The organism is Paraburkholderia lebeckiae (assembly GCF_050436225.1).
Taxonomy (GTDB): Bacteria; Pseudomonadota; Gammaproteobacteria; order Burkholderiales; family Burkholderiaceae; genus Paraburkholderia; species Paraburkholderia tuberum.
In genome coordinates this window covers 1,234,259-1,251,387 of sequence record NZ_JBNDLU010000002.1, presented here as the reverse complement: position 1 = coordinate 1,251,387, position 17,129 = coordinate 1,234,259, and the positions used below count along the sequence as shown (strand labels likewise).

The 17,129-nt window shown below is 61.8% G+C and carries 15 protein-coding genes and 1 pseudogene; 4 read left to right on the top strand and 12 right to left on the bottom strand.

Going from position 1 to position 17,129, the window contains the following annotated elements:
* The first annotated feature begins 63 nt into the window (after positions 1-63).
* Positions 64-1,008, top strand: a complete 945-nt coding sequence (locus tag OKW45_RS20425) for a fatty acid desaturase family protein (RefSeq protein ID WP_429470704.1) — start codon at positions 64-66, stop codon at positions 1,006-1,008.
* Positions 1,001-2,353 carry an SLC5/6 family protein gene (locus OKW45_RS20420; RefSeq protein WP_429470702.1) on the top strand — a complete coding sequence of 451 codons (1,353 nt, stop codon included), beginning with the start codon at positions 1,001-1,003 and terminating at the stop codon, positions 2,351-2,353. The genes OKW45_RS20425 and OKW45_RS20420 overlap by 8 nt, the downstream gene beginning before the upstream one ends.
* On the opposite strand, the gene OKW45_RS20415 is transcribed toward OKW45_RS20420, so the two are convergent.
* From OKW45_RS20415 to guaB, 7 genes and pseudogenes are all read right to left on the bottom strand, one after another.
* Complete coding sequence (locus tag OKW45_RS20415; protein ID WP_429470700.1) at positions 2,299-3,231, bottom strand: HTH-type transcriptional regulator ArgP; 933 nt, start codon at positions 3,229-3,231, stop codon at positions 2,299-2,301. The genes OKW45_RS20420 and OKW45_RS20415 overlap by 55 nt on opposite strands.
* A gap of 118 nt (positions 3,232-3,349) precedes the next feature.
* Positions 3,350-3,790, bottom strand: a complete 441-nt coding sequence (locus tag OKW45_RS20410) for an NAD(P)(+) transhydrogenase (Re/Si-specific) subunit beta (RefSeq protein WP_429473325.1) — start codon at positions 3,788-3,790, stop codon at positions 3,350-3,352.
* Between the two features lie 57 nt (positions 3,791-3,847).
* Positions 3,848-4,132 (bottom strand): annotated as a pseudogene (locus OKW45_RS20405) (NAD(P)(+) transhydrogenase (Re/Si-specific) subunit alpha); the annotation flags it as partial.
* Between the two features lie 398 nt (positions 4,133-4,530).
* Positions 4,531-5,898 (bottom strand): tyrosine-type recombinase/integrase, encoded by a 1,368-nt coding sequence (locus tag OKW45_RS20400; RefSeq protein WP_429470698.1) that lies wholly within the window; start codon positions 5,896-5,898, stop codon positions 4,531-4,533.
* A 222-nt stretch (positions 5,899-6,120) separates the two neighbouring features.
* Entirely contained in the window at positions 6,121-7,704 is a 1,584-nt protein-coding gene (guaA, locus tag OKW45_RS20395) for a glutamine-hydrolyzing GMP synthase (protein WP_184003955.1), read from the bottom strand.
* Between the two features lie 215 nt (positions 7,705-7,919).
* Positions 7,920-8,663 (bottom strand): hypothetical protein, encoded by a 744-nt coding sequence (locus OKW45_RS20390; RefSeq protein WP_429470695.1) that lies wholly within the window; start codon positions 8,661-8,663, stop codon positions 7,920-7,922.
* 6 nt (positions 8,664-8,669) lie between these two features.
* Complete coding sequence (gene guaB, locus OKW45_RS20385) at positions 8,670-10,130, bottom strand: IMP dehydrogenase (protein ID WP_429470693.1); 1,461 nt, start codon at positions 10,128-10,130, stop codon at positions 8,670-8,672.
* Between the two features lie 317 nt (positions 10,131-10,447).
* Between guaB and OKW45_RS20380 the strand changes: the two genes are divergently transcribed.
* Positions 10,448-11,434, top strand: a complete 987-nt coding sequence (locus OKW45_RS20380; protein WP_429470691.1) for a DMT family transporter — start codon at positions 10,448-10,450, stop codon at positions 11,432-11,434.
* Between the two features lie 70 nt (positions 11,435-11,504).
* Here OKW45_RS20380 and OKW45_RS20375 read toward each other — a convergent pair whose 3' ends face one another.
* Both OKW45_RS20375 and OKW45_RS20370 read right to left on the bottom strand, forming a co-directional pair.
* Positions 11,505-11,837 carry an RnfH family protein gene (locus tag OKW45_RS20375; RefSeq protein WP_018417667.1) on the bottom strand — a complete coding sequence of 111 codons (333 nt, stop codon included), beginning with the start codon at positions 11,835-11,837 and terminating at the stop codon, positions 11,505-11,507.
* Complete coding sequence (locus OKW45_RS20370; RefSeq protein ID WP_018417666.1) at positions 11,834-12,271, bottom strand: type II toxin-antitoxin system RatA family toxin; 438 nt, start codon at positions 12,269-12,271, stop codon at positions 11,834-11,836. The genes OKW45_RS20375 and OKW45_RS20370 overlap by 4 nt, the downstream gene beginning before the upstream one ends.
* Positions 12,272-12,371: 100 nt before the next feature.
* Between OKW45_RS20370 and smpB the strand changes: the two genes are divergently transcribed.
* Complete coding sequence (gene smpB, locus OKW45_RS20365; RefSeq protein WP_013089686.1) at positions 12,372-12,818, top strand: SsrA-binding protein SmpB; 447 nt, start codon at positions 12,372-12,374, stop codon at positions 12,816-12,818.
* 100 nt (positions 12,819-12,918) lie between these two features.
* Here the strand turns inward: smpB and OKW45_RS20360 are convergent, their stop codons facing one another.
* The 3 genes from OKW45_RS20360 to ppsA all read right to left on the bottom strand — a co-directional run bounded on the left by OKW45_RS20360 (position 12,919) and on the right by ppsA (position 16,929).
* Positions 12,919-13,866, bottom strand: a complete 948-nt coding sequence (locus OKW45_RS20360; RefSeq protein ID WP_018417665.1) for an SPFH domain-containing protein — start codon at positions 13,864-13,866, stop codon at positions 12,919-12,921.
* 87 nt (positions 13,867-13,953) lie between these two features.
* The gene (locus tag OKW45_RS20355) at positions 13,954-14,409 is read right to left on the bottom strand and encodes an NfeD family protein (RefSeq protein ID WP_018417664.1); all 456 of its coding nucleotides are present in this window, start codon (positions 14,407-14,409) and stop codon (positions 13,954-13,956) included.
* A 117-nt stretch (positions 14,410-14,526) separates the two neighbouring features.
* Complete coding sequence (gene ppsA / locus OKW45_RS20350) at positions 14,527-16,929, bottom strand: phosphoenolpyruvate synthase (protein WP_429470689.1); 2,403 nt, start codon at positions 16,927-16,929, stop codon at positions 14,527-14,529.
* Positions 16,930-17,129 lie beyond the last annotated feature (200 nt).

Below are 17,129 nucleotides of genomic sequence, written 5' to 3'. Positions count from 1 at the left end.
GACACCAAAACGTATTCGAGAGTAGATCCATCGGGGACTTAACGTAACCAGAAGGAGCCCGCGATGAGTTTAGCAACATCATCGTCGGTCATGGCCGATCAGACAACTATACATTCAGCTATCGCCCTGACAGGCGCACGCTGGCACATCCCTCGCGCCAGCGCTTGGCGATCGCTATTGGACATCGCCCTGGACTGGGCGATCATGTGCTTTGCGGTCTGGAGTGCCTACCGCATCGGCGCCTGGATTACGGTTGTGGCAATCTTCGTGATCGGCAACCGGCAGCGGGCACTCGGCAACCTGCTGCACGAAGCCAGCCACCAAAACCTGAGTGCCCGCCGCAACGTCAATGACTGGATCGCGCGCATCTTCCTCGCTCCAGCACTCTTCAATGACCTGACGCTCTACCGCCTCCAGCACGCGCGGCATCATGCCTGGCTCGGCGATCCAACTCACGACCCTGACTACCTATCGAGCGTTACGCATGAGGGTGATCACTGGTTCGACGCTTACGGGCGAGTACTCAATAATCCAGCGATATTGGCTGGTTCTCTCTTCGGGCACTTCGCCGGAAGGCGACTCGCACACCGCCAGCGGCTCGAGATCGTTCTGTGGTGGGTTTCATGCGAAACCTTACTCGACGTAGTCTTCGGCATCCGTTTCGCGCTTCTGTTCTTCGCACTGTGGATGATTGCGAGAGGTACCGTGTTCCATGCCATCACAACGTTCCGCGAAATGACCGATCATTACGGACTGCAACCCGGAGGAATTTTCCAATACACCCGTGACGTTCCGGACCACGGATTCGCCTCGATCTTGCTGCATCCGCATCACAATGGCTACCACCTGACACACCATCTCCTCCCACATATTCCCTATCGCCATCTGCCGCAGGCGCACGCACACCTGAAGCACATTTCTGCATTCAATTGCCGTGCGATCATCTGCGACAGCTACCTGAGCGGCGTACACGCCAGCGTAAAGGGTTGGGGAGCAGCTCATGTCTGAACGAACATTGAACCTGGCACAGGTAACGAGCCTGCTGGTCTCTACGAGCTGCGGTATTGGCTTTCTCCTGGGCACAGGCGAACTCGCCCTGCGCGGGGGGATGGCTGGCTGCCTCTACGCAATCGCGAGCGCCTTGGGTCTGATCGTACTCGCCGCATGGGCGCCAGCCCTGTCGATTGGACGGCAATCCATCTGGGTCAGATTTGATCAACTCTACGGTGCCTCGGTCAGCCGCAGCGTAGCGCTACTGTCGCTCGTCTGGATGACCGGTGTCCTTGCTGCTCAGATGCGGGGAGGAGCCGCAATACTGACGCTGGCCGGCTTTCGACCGACTACGGCACTCCTACTGATAGCTGGTCTTTTGATTTGCCTTTCGCTGATGCGGCTCTCATGGCTTGCCGCAGGATTCGCGATCTGCATGGTTGCGTGCAACGTCGCACTCGTGCGTACGCTGCTCGAAACGGACGGGTTCAGCGTCTGGCTGCATGCGCCAATGCAGTTCCTGGATGGGCTTCGCACAATGACGCTGGCGCATACCGGATTTACCGTCGTCTCCGTCGTGGTGATGGTCATATGTGGAGCGGACTATCAACAGTTCGTGGTCGCAGCGCGAGCTCCTACGACGGCCCGCGCTGGCTGCCTGTTTGCAGCAGCGCTCGTGTTCTTTATCGGATTTCTGCCGGCCTCCGCTGTAATCGCGGCTGCCCCGGTCTGGCATCTGGAGCACGTCGTCGATCCCGTACAGGTTGTTCCGATTGTACTGATGCATACCCTTTCGAGTTACGCAGTGAGCGCCGCGAGCGGTCTCGTTGTCGCCGTACTAGGCATAACAGCTCTTGGTGCCGGATGCTCGATTCTGCGAGCGATGGCTGAAGCTACGGCCACACTCGGCCCACCCTCCATGACAGGACCAATCTGGTCCCGCGTCCTGCCCGTCGTACTGGGTTCCCTCGTCGCCACGCGCGAACAAAGTCTCGTCGACATGATGATCGACCTCAATATGGTCTACATCTCCGCAGTGGGTCCGCTTCTAATATTCGGCTTGGTACGTACATCCGTCTCGCATGCAACTGCCAACGCAACAATGGTGACCGGATTCTGCATCGCCATGACCTGTTACCTGATGCGCTGGACAGGGGCAACAGAAATACCTGAAGCGGCCCCCATGCTTTTCGCGTTGCCGACTTCGCTTGCGATTGGAGCTTTGATGGTTCGCCGATCCAACAACTTTGCTTCAGCTACCCGCGCTGGGCATCGACTACCATATTGGCCGAAGGAATCCTCAAATGGTCAGTCCGCGACTTCGCCCTCATCCCCCTTACCGGACGACGCGGGCGCTGGTTGAACCAATGCTCGACGGGCCTCACGCATCACAGTTTCGCTAATCGCGGTCGCATTAGGCGGTGCCACCTCCCAATGATGCCAATACAGATCAACGGCAATCCTGTTACGCGGCGCCAGGGCAACCAGATCACCGGAATCAATCAGAGATTGAGCCTGCATGGACGGAACAAGGCCATACCCGACACCCACCCGAATCGCCGTCAAGAGCGCCATTGGGGAGGGGAAATAATGCGTGGCGTAACCGCTCACTGGGAAACCGAGCAGGCGTTCAAGGAACGCTGCATGTAAGCCATCCTTTCGATTAAAGAGCACAGCGGGGGCGGCCAGGATATTGTGCATATTGAGTCCATGCGTAAAACAGGCCGCAGAAAATTCCGGAGCAGCCACACACTCATACTCCATCGCACCAAGAGGTTCTGCAACAAATCCGGTCGGCGCAGTACTCGCCGTCGAAACACACCCGATAGCCTCTCCGCGTGCCAATACCGGCAGGGTGTGATCCTGGTCGTCGACTACAAGTTCCAGCGCGAAACTCGCCTTCGCTATAGCACAGGCGGCGGGGCCAAACCATGTCGCCAGCGAATCTGCATTGACCGCAATTGCGATCTTTGCCCGCGCGCGTGCATCTGGCTTGATTTGCTGAATAGTATCCGCCTCCAATGACCTCAGCATATGGATATGCCGGAGGAGCGCTTCACCAGCCGGTGTTGGCGTAGCCCCATTACGCACAAGCAACGGCGTACCAAACGACTCTTCTAGCGCGATTATTCGTTGGGAGACAGCACCACGAGTAATGTTTAACGCGCGCGCCGCTTGCCCAAAATGTCGAAACTCAACGACTGCAAAAAATGTTTCCAGTTGTTGACGGTCGAAATTCATATAGAGCTGCCCCGATATTGGTCCGGACCACGGTTAGGGTGCGAGGTTAAAAGACCGCCGGGCTTCATGCCCAGACAAACTGCTCGGACGTCGGTACCTTAGCACGGCCCGGTGAATCCTACGGTAGATGCACTCTGTGCAACAATGGAAAACCGCAACTGAAGCCGCAGCACATCGGTATAGAAGACGAAGTACATGACGCGTTACGATGCGTAAGGCATATGAGCATGGAGGCGAACGACACGGCAAAGAACATCATGTCGGCCTCCGGCACCGCTATTTTCATGCCTATGGCGACGCGCGCCGCGACGAACGCACCCACTGCGCCGCCGATCCACCAGCGCAACCAGCAGCAGGCCGAGCCCGGGCCGAGATTCGAGCCGACCGCTGCGGCCTGCTTGGCGATCAGCGCGATGGTCGCGAGGATCGCGATCGCCATCCGGACCATGCCGAAGGTATTGCCGATACCCGCCATCTTCGTATTCGATAGCCCCTTGGGGGCCTGAATGAAGCAGACCGAAGCGACCGGATACAGCAGCGTGACGACGTAGATCGCCAGCACGAAGATGGTCAGGTTGATCACCGTGTGATTGATGACTTCCATCCCTGCTCTCCTTTATGACCTGCGCGCGACTTCGCCATCGCGGGACAGAAACGTGGCCGCGACGATATCGTCGGAGAGATCAATGTTCAGCGCGCCTTCGTTCGTGACGATCAGATTCAGGAAGTCGAGCAGATTGTGCGCGTAGAGCGACGACGCGTCGGCCGCGACCATCGACGGGACGTTCGTGTAGCCGACGAGCGACACGCCGTGCTTCGTCACGACCCAGTCCGCTTCGTTCAGCGGGCAGTTGCCGCCGCGCCGGCCTTCGTATTCGGCGCCACGTCCCGCCGCGAGGGTCCGTTGTGCCGTCTGTGGGCGCTACGTAGCGTTTGTCGTCAGCGACGCGACGGCATCGGGAATGTTCGGCAAAATGCTAGCCCCCTCCGAAACCGTCAGAAAACGGCATGTCGTTACCGGTGTGTGCGGTTGCCGTGGGCATAGCACGCACCGGTAAACGCGCGAGCAAAGCCGTCCCGAACTGAGCAACGAACGCGTCCGCTACCCGTCCCCGAAAATTCCGCTTTGTTCCCGCGAGAGCCGTCCGTGGGGGCAAACGTGGGGGCAAAATCGCCCCAAACGAAAAAGGCTCTCAGAGCCGAAGCCATGAGAGCCTTATATCTATTGGTCGGGGCGAGAGGATTTGAACCTGCGACCACCTGCACCCCATGCAGAAGTTGGCGGTTCGACGTCGAACCCTAATCGGAGCACTCGACACGACCTGCTTGTTGAACCTCGTTCCTACCACTGTCTTCCATATCGCCACGGAGAGATTTGGTCAGCATAGCGATGCCATCGAATCCAGCTTGCATAAAAGTCGTGCGTGGCCCATCTTTGATCCAACGATCCAGGGCGTCCGCCCAAGCCTGCAGCATCACCCTTCTCTGCTCCGCGTATTCGGCCTTGCTGTATATCGCTCGAACACCACGCTGTTCGTGCGCTAGACACTTTTCAATCCAGTCGGAGTTGAAACCAGCTTCATGTAGATGAGTACTTGCCGTGCGTCGCAAGTCATGCACGGTGAACGGCTCAAACGCGTCGCCTCTGGCGCAAATTAGCTTCACCGTACTATCGATGACTCGGTTCAACGTGGCCGCACTGATCGGCGCCGCCGTTTCATACCGTCCTGGGTGCAGGTACTGACTTGACCCGAAACAGGTTTTGAACGCGACGAGAATCTCCAGCGCCTGCTCACTTAGGTATACGTGATGAGGGCGCCTGGCCTTCATGCGCTCTTTCGGGATAGTCCAAGTTGCGGTCTCGAAATTCACCTCATCCCACGTGGCATCGATGAATTCAGATTTGCGCACCAACGTCAGCAGCAGAAATTTGATGGCAAGCCGCAACGTCGGCGTCGTTGGCGTCAGATCCAACGCGTTAAAGAAGATGTAAATCTCCTCCGGACTCAGCGCCCTATCGCGTGCCTTAAACGTCGCTATGGCGCTTGGACGGATAGCTGCCGCCGGATTGACTACCTTAATACCCCGAGCTTCAACGAATCGGAAGACCTGCAGCACGATTTCCCGCGCGTGAACCGCTTGAGCAGCCGCCCCGCGCTCCTTGATTTTCTCGCAGCGCGCCATCAGTCGCACGGGCGTGATCTCTTCCAATTTCAGCCGACCGAATTCGGACGCGAGATTGCGTTCATACACCGATTTACGCATCGAACGCGTGGAATCCGCAAGGGCGGTCTCCGCAAAGTATTTCTCCGCCCATTTTCCAAATGTCATCGCCTCGGCCGCTTCGACCCGTTTCTCGACTTTCGCACGTGATGGACTGTGCCCACGCTGGATCGCCCCGTAGGCGTGGTCACGCAGTAGCCTGGCTTCCGGGAGGCTGATCGCCATCCCAAATCCGAGTTCGTCCGGCTTCCGCGGCTTTCGTGCAGACAGTGATGGATCGTACCGGCCAATAACCAAGGTTTCACGGCGACCGTTCACTCGGTAGTCGTACCGGAAGCTCACCGCACCCGACGGCATCACCGCCGCATATAGCCCCTGCTGATCGGCGATCTTGTAGATTTTCTCAGCGGGCTTCAACGCTCGCAACTGCATGTCTGTGAGCATAAGAACTCCTCGAACGTATACCGTCAGCCGATACCGTCAAACCGACGTGACGGTATCGGATAAGGCCGTCCGAGGGGGAAATCGCGATACCGTCAGCGATACCGACATTTCCTCCTGGCACTGTCCGGATCACAGCGGATCATCGCGGATAGTAACCCACTGTTTTTTAACGTAAAAACACTAAAAACCGGAACTCTCGGAACGACTTGGGAGCAGTCTAAATTATTCCCACTCGATCGTCGCAGGCGGCTTCCCCGAGATGTCGTAGACGACCCGGTTGATCCCGCGCACTTCGTTGATGATCCGGTTCGACACATGCCCAAGCAGTTCATGCGGCAGATGCGCCCAATGCGCGGTCATGAAGTCGAGCGTCTGCACCGCGCGCAACGCGACGACGTACTCGTAGGTGCGCCCGTCGCCCATCACGCCGACGCTCTTGACCGGCAGGAACACCGCGAACGCCTGGCTCGTCAGGTCGTACCACGACTTGCCGGTTTCGTTGTCGATCGTGTTGCGCAGCGTCTCGATGAAAATCGCGTCCGCGCGGCGCAGCAGGTCCGCGAAATCGCGCTTCACTTCGCCGAGGATCCGCACGCCCAGACCCGGACCCGGGAACGGATGGCGATACACCATCGAGTGCGGCAGACCGAGCTTCACGCCAAGCTCGCGCACTTCGTCCTTGAACAGCTCGCGCAGCGGTTCGAGCAGCTTCAGGTTCAGCGTCTCCGGCAGACCACCGACGTTGTGGTGGCTCTTGATGGTTTGCGCGGCCTTCTTGCCCTTGCCCGCCGATTCGATCACGTCCGGATAGATCGTGCCTTGTGCCAGCCACTTCGCGTCGGTGAGCTTGCCGGCTTCCGCCTGGAACACTTCGACGAACTCCGCGCCGATGATCTTGCGCTTCGCTTCAGGATCGGTCACGCCGGCGAGCTTGCCGAGGAACGCTTCGCTCGCGTCGACATGAATCACCTTCACGCCAAGGTGATCGGCGAACAGCGCCATCACCTGCTCGGCTTCGTTCAGGCGCAGCAGGCCATGATCGACGAACACGCAGGTCAGTTGATCGCCGATCGCGCGGTGCAGCAGCGCCGCCGCCACCGACGAATCCACGCCGCCCGACAAGCCCAGAATGACGTGCTCGTTACCAACCTGCTCGCGAATCTTCGCGACGGCTTCGTCGATGTAGTGGCCCATTTCCCAATCGGCCTTCGCGCCGCAGATCTGCAGCACGAAGCGCTCGAGCATCGCGCGGCCCTGCACCGTGTGCGTGACTTCCGGATGCCATTGCAGGCCGTAAAAGCGGCGCTGTTCGTCGGCCATCGCGGCGATCGGGCACGATTCCGTCGATGCCATCAGCGCGAAACCCGGCGGCATCTCCAGCACCTTGTCGCCGTGGCTCATCCATACCTTCAGCATGCCGTGGCCTTCGGACGTGGTGAAGTCGCTGATGCCTTCGAGCAGGCTCGTATGGTTGCGCGCGCGCACTTCGGCGTAGCCGAATTCGCGCAGATGACCGATGTCGACCTTGCCGCCGAGCTGCTGCGCCATCGCCTGCATGCCGTAGCAGATGCCGAGCACCGGCACGCCGAGTTCGAACACGGCTTGCGGCACGCGCGGCGTGTCTTCCTCGGTGACCGAGCTCGGGCCGCCCGACAGAATCACGCCCTTCGGCGCGAAGTCGCGGATGAACGACGCGTCGACGTCGTACGGATGGATTTCCGAATACACGTTGGCTTCGCGAACGCGACGTGCAATCAATTGGGTGACTTGCGAACCGAAGTCGAGAATCAGGATCTTGTCATGCATGGCAGCGGACGGAATCAGAAGTGAGCGGATACGGAATGCCGCGCGCGAGGCGCGGCGTCGAATTCAAAGCGGTCCACGCGGCGACGGTCTTGGCGCGGCGCGGACAGCAAACATTACGATGAAGCACAAGGGCGCGGCAAACCACGGAATTCGCCGCCTGCGATGCGCGCGAACGCAATCCGGTAGCTTCGGCAAACGGCCTGGCGCGCGGCGCTTCAACCATGAAACGGCGGGCGGGGAGCGCCGGGCACGTCGTTGCTGGTGTCGTGCGCGGCGCGTTCGGACTCGCTCAGGCCGGGCTCGCTTGCGGCCGGATGAAGCGGCGCGGTAGTGCCAACGGAAGCCGCGGCAGCCGGATTGGCCGGCCGCGTGACCGGCACGACGGGCTCTGGCACCGGTTCGGCGTGATAGACCGGAAAGCCCGCTGAGGCACGTGGCTCGCGCGCGTTGTCGCGTTCGGGTTCACGCTGCCGTGCGGCATCCTTTTCGGCTTCTTTCGCGACACGCTTATCGGCACGACTGTCGGCCTTGCTCGACGAGGGCTTGATCACGATCCCCTTCTCGCGCCGCCGCACCGCACCCGACAGCCGCACGCCGCCGAGCCCGATCACCACCAGCACGACACCGGCCAGCACCGCCACCATCTGCCCGAAGCCGGTCATCGACGGCGTATGCAGCCCCAGCAGCCAGACCAGCATCAGCACGCCGATCAGCCAGTGCGCATGACCGACGACCTTCGCGACCGTCGAGGTCAGCGCCCCGTCGAACGACGCATGCACCGCGAGCCACGCGAGCCCGATCAGCGCGACGCCGAACGCCTGGCCGACCAGCATCGGCTCCGTTGGCACCAGTTGCAACGCGTCGTACAGCGAGGTCCACGGCGTCAGCACGAACAGCAGGCCAAACGCCAGCAGCAACAACGCATCGAGGATCAGTACAACGCGCAGCAGTGGCTTCATGGGCGTTTAGTCCACGTGGTAGTTGGGCGCTTCCTTGGTGATTTGCACGTCGTGCACATGCGACTCGCGCAGGCCCGCACCGGTGATCTGCACGAACTCGGCCTTCTCGTTCATTTCGGCGATGGTGCGGCAGCCGCAGTAGCCCATGCTCGCACGCACGCCGCCGATCAACTGGAACAGGATCGCGTTGACCGAACCCTTGTACGCGACGCGACCTTCGATGCCTTCCGGCACCAGCTTGTCGATGTTGGCCGAGTTGTCCTGGAAGTAGCGGTCCGCCGCGCCGTCCTTCATGGCGCCGACCGAGCCCATGCCACGGTACGACTTGTACTGGCGGCCCTGGTACAGGAATACCTCGCCCGGCGACTCCTCGGTACCGGCGAACATGCTGCCCATCATGACCGCGCTGGCGCCCGCCGCGAGCGCCTTGCTGACGTCGCCCGAGAAGCGCACGCCGCCGTCGGCGACGACCGGCACGCCGGTGCCGTTCAGCGCTTCGGACACGTTGGAGATAGCGGTGACCTGCGGCACGCCGACGCCTGCGACGACTCGCGTCGTGCAGATGGAGCCCGGGCCGATACCGACCTTGACGCCGTCCGCGCCGTATTCGACGAGCGCCTTGGCGGCCGCGGCGGTTGCGATGTTGCCGCCGATCACCTCGACGTGCGGGAAGTTCTGCTTGACCCACTTGACGCGCTCGAGCACGCCCATGCTGTGGCCATGCGCGGTATCGACGACGATCACGTCGACGCCGGCCTGCACGAGCAGCTCGACGCGCTCTTCGTTGTCCGCGCCGACGCCGACCGCCGCGCCCGCGCGCAGCTTGCCGTGCTCGTCCTTGCATGCGTCCGGGTGCTCGGTCTGCTTGGTGATGTCCTTGACGGTCATCAGGCCGCGCAGATCGAAGGCGTCGTTGATGACCAGCACGCGCTCGAGGCGGTGGCTGTGCATCAGCGCCTTCGCTTCGGCGAGCGGCGTGCCTTCCTTGACGGTGACGAGGCGCTCGCGCGGCGTCATGATGTTGCGCACCGGCTCGTCCAGACGCTCTTCGAAGCGCAGGTCGCGGTTGGTCACGATGCCGACGAGCTGCGAGCCTTCGACGACCGGGAAGCCCGAAATGCCATGCTGGCGCGACAGCGCGATCACGTCGCGCACTTTCATTTGCGGCGGCACGGTGATCGGATCGCGCACGACGCCCGACTCGAAACGCTTGACCTTCGCGACTTCACGCGCCTGCTCGGCCGGTGTGAGGTTCTTGTGGATGATGCCGACGCCGCCCATTTGCGCCATGGCGATTGCCAGACGTGCTTCGGTGACCGTGTCCATCGCGGCGGACACGAGCGGCATGTTGAGGGAGATGTTGCGGGTCAGCCGGGTCTTGAGGCTGGTGTCGCGCGGCAGAACGTCGGAGAAGGCCGGGACGAGGAGCACGTCATCGAATGTGAGTGCTGTTTGGATCAGACGCATGGCAAATCCTATAGGCGCAAAAGCGAATTATACGCGATACCACCCCGGTTTTCACTGCGCGAACAGCAGCTTAGCGAATTTCAGACGATTTTTTGCCGCTCCGGCATACGTCGATTTCGCTTGCCTGTTCGCGTCGGGTTCGATCGGGTTTCGTTTGCGCGTTCGCAGGCGAAATCGGGGCAGAGCCGGCGGCATTTTCGCGGCACGTACCCTGTCGAGCGGCGGTCGAGCGGCCCGAATGCAGGATCGAACAAGACACCCCGCTCGCATAACCGCTATTCTGCCGGCCATTCCAGTTTATCCAGCAGAGGCAGTCGATGCAGCGCGGTGTCGTATACGGCGTCATGGCCGGAGCCTTGTGGGGCATGGTGTTTCTGGTGCCGCGGGTGCTGCCCGACTTCTCCCCGCTCCTGCTCGTCGCCGGCCGCTACTCGATGTACGGCGTCGTGTCGCTCGCCGCGGCGCTACCGATCGCGCGTTCGCTCGCCAAACGGCTGAGCCGCGAGGATCTGATCGCGCTCGTCAAGCTCGCGCTGGCCGGCAATATCGTCTATTACCTTCTGCTGACGGCCGCCGTGCACCTGATCGGAATCGCGCCGGCCTCGCTGATCGTCGGCGTGCTGCCGGTCACGGTCACGCTGCTCGGCCGGCGCGATCACGGCGCGGTGCCGCTCGCGCGCCTCGCATGGCCGCTCGCGACCGTGATGGCGGGCATCGTCTGCATCAATATCGACGTCTTTACGGTGGCCGGCGCGGCGCCGGTGAGCATCGCGACGCGCCTGCTCGGCGTGGCCTGCGCGGTGGGCGCGCTCGTCTGCTGGACCTGGTTCGCGGTCGAGAACGCCCGTTACCTGCAGCGTCAGACGCATTTCAGCGGCAATGAGTGGTCGGTGCTGTGGGGCGTCGTGACTGGCGCGCTAGGCGGCGCGTTGTGGCTCGTGGTCGCGGCGCTGCCGTCGGGCGGCCCGCGGGGTGAGTTGGCCGACCCGCGCTGGCACACGTTCTGGCTGCTCAACCTCGCACTCGCGATCGGCGCGTCGTGGCTCGGCAACGGCCTGTGGAATGCCGCGGCAAAACGGCTGCCGCTTACGCTGTCCGGCCAGATGATCGTGTTCGAGACGCTGTTCGCGCTGCTTTACGCGTTCATTTACGACGAGCGCCTGCCGCGCCCGCTCGAACTCGCGGCGATCCTGCTGCTGGTGGCGGGGGTCTGGTGGTCGGTGCGCCGGCATTCGGACGACGATTCGTCGGGTGCGGCGCGCATCGAGGGCATGAACGATAAGGCGCAGACGGCGGCGCCTTGAGGTGACGTGACGCGATGATGCAAGTCGGGCGGCGCGCGAAAAAGTCCGCCGCCCTCCTAACTAGCGCCGCCTAGCGCGAATCCTTGTTCAACCAACGCCGCCCCTCGATCGACCCCGCCTTGCGTGTCTTTTCGACGCGGCGTTGGCGCGACACCTTCGGGTCCACCAGCAACGGCCGGTAAATCTCGACGCGATCATGGTCGGCCAGCACCGTATCGAGCGCCTTGAGCTTGCCGAACACGCCCACCTTCTGCGTGTTCAGATCGATCGACGGAAAGCGCTGCAGAATCCCGCTTGCGCCGATCGCCTGTTGCAGCGTCGCGCCCGCGGGCAACTCGACCGCAATCAGCGCCTGCTCGGCAGCGAGCGCATAGCAGACCTCGACCGTTAGCCGCGCGCTCATGACTGACCATAGCGCTGGTTGGCGCGCTTCACGAAAGATTCGACGAAGGTATTGGCGATGTGATTGAACACCGGCCCGATGATCTTCTCGAGCAGGATGCTGGTGAACTCGTAGTGCAGCGCGAATTCGATCTTGCATGCATCGGCGCGCAGCGGCGTGAAGCGCCAGAAACCGGTGAACTTGCGAAACGGACCGTCGGCGAATTCCATGTCGATGCGCGTGGGGCGCTCCATCGAGTTACGCGTGGCGAAATGCTGCTTGATGCCCTTGAAGTTGATATCGATCCTCGCCTCCATGCTGGTGTCGTCCCGGTGACGAATTTCGATGCCCCCGCACCATGGCAGGAACTTGGGGTAATCGTCGACGTCGGTGACGAGGTCGAACATCTGCTCCGCCGAATGGCGAATCAAAACGGTTTTCTGGACATCTGCCATAAATTGAACAGCGCGTGGCAACGGTGGACGAGCGCCGCGGGCTTTCCTTGCCCCGCTTTGCTAAAATCGTGATTTTAAACGAGTTGGGCACTTTCCATTCATGAGCATCATAGACAACAGAAAAGCCTTCTACGACTACTCGGTCGAGGAACGCTATGAGGCAGGCCTCGTGCTCGAAGGATGGGAGGTCAAGGCGTTGCGCGCCGGGCGCGGCCAGATCAAGGAAGGCTACGTGGTGATCCGCAACGGCGAGCTGTTCCTGATCGGCACGCACATCAGCCCGCTGCCCGAAGCGTCGACGCACATCCATCCCGATCCGGTGCGCACGCGCAAGCTGCTCCTGCATAGCGAGGAGATCAGCAAGCTGATCGGCAAGGTCGAGCAGCGCGGCTACACGCTCGTGCCGCTGAATTTTCACTACAAGAACGGTCGCGTCAAATGCGAGATCGGTCTCGCGAAAGGCAAGAAGATGCACGACAAGCGCGAGACCGAGAAGAAGCGCGACTGGGAGCGCGAGAAGGCGCGCTTGATGCGCTCGCCGACCTGAACGCGATTCGTTTCCGGCTCATGCAAAAATGGCCCGCACATCGATGTGCGGGCCATTTGTTTTTACGTCACGCGCTCATTGCGCATGCATTGCCCGTTCGTCAGCGCAAGTCGCCGCGCGGCGGCTCCGCTGCCGCCTTGCCCTTGTTCACGATGGTCAGCGCCGACGCGATCATCGAACTCATGTTCGACATGTCGCCCGGCACGATCAGTGTCGTGCCCTGCCTGGCGAGGTTCGAGAACGCGTTCACGTATTGTTCGGCCACCTTCAGATTCACCGCGTCCATGCCGCCGTTCAGCTGGATCGCCGCCGCGATCTTCTGGATCGCCTGCGCGTTCGCCTCGGCCACCGCCAGAATCGCCGCGGCCTGCCCCTGCGCCTGGTTGATCGCTGCCTGACGCTCGCCCTCGGACTTCTGGATCGCCGCCTCGCGGCCGCCCGACGCGATATTGATCTGCTCCTGCTTGCGCCCTTCCGATGCCGCGATCAGCGCGCGCTTCTCGCGCTCGGCGGTGATCTGCGCCTGCATCGCGTGAAGAATTTCCTTTGGCGGCGTCAGGTCCTTGATCTCGTAGCGCAGCACTTTTACGCCCCAGTTCGCGGCCGCCTCGTCCAGCGCGGACACGATGCTGTGATTGATGAAATCCCGCTCCTCGAAGGTCCGGTCCAGCTCCAGCTTGCCGATGACCGAGCGCAGCGTGGTCTGCGACAACTGCGTGATCGCGAACACGAAGTTGCTCGATCCATACGATGCCTTCATCGGATCGGTGACCTGGAAATACAGCACACCGTCGACCTGCAGTTGCGTGTTGTCGCGCGTAATACAGACCTGGCTCGGCACTTCGAGAGGAATTTCCTTCAGCACGTGCTTGTACGCGACCCGGTCGACGAACGGGAACGCGAAGCTCAGACCCGGCGTCAGCGTCGCGTGATAACGGCCGAGGCGCTCGAGCACCCACGCATGCTGCTGCGGCACGATCTTGATGGTCTGCGACGCGAGCACGATTACGACGATCAGCAGCACTGCCCCGACGATGGTTGAATCCATATCTTTATCCTCCGGTTCTGCTTCGAATAGTTGTGCGCAGGTTGGTCGGGCCTGCGTTTTCAGCTTAGGCGGCCGGCGCTCAGATGATCAGGTCGCGCTCGCGCGCGCCTTCGGCTGCCGGCTCGCGACGACGACGAGGCAACTGCCCCGTAACTCCCGGATCTCGTAGACCTGCGCGTCTTCCGGTTCGCCCGCGGCCAGCTCGACGTCCCATGCCGCGCCACGATAGGTCGCGCGTGCTTTGCGCCCCTGCCAGGCCGGCACGTTCAGCGTCTGCCCGATATCCAGATTGACATCCGGATTGCGCGACGCCTGCTCGCGCCTACGACGGCCGAAGCGCGAGCGTCTGAGCACCACGACCGCCGCAAGCGCAACCAGCGCCGCCACTACGAATTGCAGATCGGTCCCGGCGCCGGCAATGCGCGCAAGTGCGGCCGCGACGAAGCCGAACGCGATCATCAACAGATAGAAGGTGCCGCTCATCAGTTCCAGCACGACAAGCACACCCGCCCCGATCCACCAGAACAGTCCACCAGGCGCCACATCGACCTCCACAAAGCAAAACACCCCGGTTCTACCGGGGTGTTTATAGCACGAAGCGGACGTGCCTTTAACGCGTGCCGAATGCCGCCTGCGAAGCGGCATTCGATGCCTCGCGAGTTACTGCTTCGCCTTTGCCAATTGCTGCCACGTATCGATGATCGTGTCGGGGTTGAGCGAGATCGACTTGATGCCTTCGTCCGTCAGCCATTGCGCGAAGTCCGGATGATCCGACGGCCCCTGGCCGCAGATACCGACGTACTTGTCCAGACGCAGACAGGTTTCGATTGCGCGCTTGAGCAGGAACTTGACCGCTGGATCACGCTCGTCGAAATCGACCGCGAGGAGCTCCATGCCCGAGTCGCGGTCGAGGCCGAGCGTGAGCTGCGTCAGGTCGTTCGAGCCGATCGAGAATCCGTCGAAGTACTGCAGGAACTCTTCCGCGAGGATCGCGTTCGTCGGCACTTCGCACATCATGATCAGACGCAGGCCCTTCTCGCCGCGCTTCAGGCCGAACTTCGCGAGCAGCCCGACCACGCGCTCTGCCTGCTTCAGCGTACGCACGAACGGCACCATGATCTCGACGTTGTCGAGGCCCATCTCTTCACGCACCTTCTTCAGCGCGACGCATTCCATCTGGAACGCCTCGGCGAAGTCTTCCGCGATATAGCGCGACGCGCCGCGGAAGCCCAGCATCGGGTTTTCCTCGTCCGGCTCATAGCGCGAGCCGCCGATCAGCTTCTTGTACTCGTTCGACTTGAAGTCCGACAGACGCACGATGACGGGCTTCGGATAGAACGCCGCCGCGATCGTTGCGATACCTTCGGTCAGCTTGTCGACGTAGAACGCGCGCGGCGAGGCGTGACCGCGTGCGACGCTTTCGACCGCCTTCTTCAGGTCCTGATCGACGTTCGGGTACTCGAGGATCGCCTTCGGGTGCACGCCGATGTTGTTGTTGATGATGAACTCGAGCCGCGCGAGACCCACACCTGCGTTCGGCAGTTGCGAGAAGTCGAATGCGAGCTGCGGATTGCCGACGTTCATCATGATCTTCACCGGAATCGGCGGCAGTTCGCCGCGCTGCACTTCGGTGACTTCGGTTTCGAGCAGGCCGTCGTAGATCTTGCCTTCGTCGCCTTCCGCACATGACACGGTGACGAGCGCGCCGTCCTTCAGCACGTCGGTCGCGTCGCCGCAGCCGACCACGGCCGGCACGCCCAGCTCACGCGCGATGATCGCCGCATGGCAGGTGCGGCCGCCACGGTTCGTGACGATCGCCGACGCACGCTTCATGACCGGCTCCCAGTTCGGGTCGGTCATGTCCGCGACGAGCACGTCGCCCGGCTGCACACGGTCCATCTCCGACGGATCGTGGATCACGCGCACCGGGCCCGCGCCGATCTTCTGACCGATCGCGCGGCCCGTTGCCAGCACGTTCGACTGGCCCTTCAGCTTGAAGCGCTGCTCGGCCTTGCCGCCGCCCTGGCTCTTCACCGTTTCCGGACGCGCCTGCAGGATGAAAATCTTGCCGTCGCGGCCGTCTTTGCCCCACTCGATGTCCATCGGACGCTGGTAGTGCTTCTCGATGATCACCGCGTACTTCGCGAGCTCGATCACGTCTTCGTCGGTGATCGAGAAGCGGTTGCGCTGTTCGTGCGCGATGTCGACGGTCTTCACGCGGCCCGGCTCGCCCGGCTTCGTGAACTCCATCTTGATCAGCTTCGAGCCGATCGAGCGGCGGATGATCGGGTACTTGCCCTGGGCGAGCGTGGTCTTGAACACGTAGAACTCGTCCGGATTCACCGCGCCCTGCACGACGGTTTCGCCAAGGCCATAGCTCGACGTGATGAAGACGGCGTCCTTGAAACCGGATTCGGTATCGAGCGTGAACATCACGCCCGCGGCGCCGACATCCGAGCGCACCATGCGCTGCACACCCGCCGACAACGCGACTTCAGCATGCGTGAAGCCCTTGTGCACGCGATAGGAGATGGCACGGTCGTTGTACAGCGACGCGAACACATGCTTCATGCGATCGAGCACGTCGTCGATGCCGACCACGTTCAGATAGCTTTCCTGCTGACCGGCGAACGATGCGTCCGGCAGGTCTTCCGCGGTCGCGGATGAACGCACGGCAAACGACAGCTCCTCGGGCGAGCTCTTTTGCAGCGTGTCGAACCCCGCGCGAATGTCAGCCTCGAGTTGCGGCTGCAGCGGCGCGTCGACGATCCATTGACGGATCTCCTTGCCCGCTTCGGCGAGCGCCTTCACGTCGTCGACGTCGAGCGTCTCGAGACGTTTGGCGATGCGTTCAGTCAGATCGTTGTGCTGCAGGAAGTCACGGAACGCGAGCGCGGTGGTCGCGAAGCCAGTCGGCACGCGCACGCCGGCTTCCGCGAGCTGGCTGATCATCTCGCCCAGCGACGCGTTCTTGCCGCCGACGATTTCCACGTCGGTCATCCGCAACTGCTCGAACGGAACTACATACGCCTTGTCCTTTGCGACGGTAACTGCGTTAGTCATACAAGCCCCTAAGTGTGAAAGAAATTCGCGGCTGTGCAAGTGGGCTTGAACACGGGCAGCCCATTGGAAGCTCGACCCCGTGTCTTGCACAACCTGTTAGATAAGCAATCGCCTGGACAGCGGAGATGCGTTGTATGGCGCGCCGGCCGTGCAGCACGAGGCGGACGCACCGAAGAACGCGGTTGAGCGGACTTACCGCT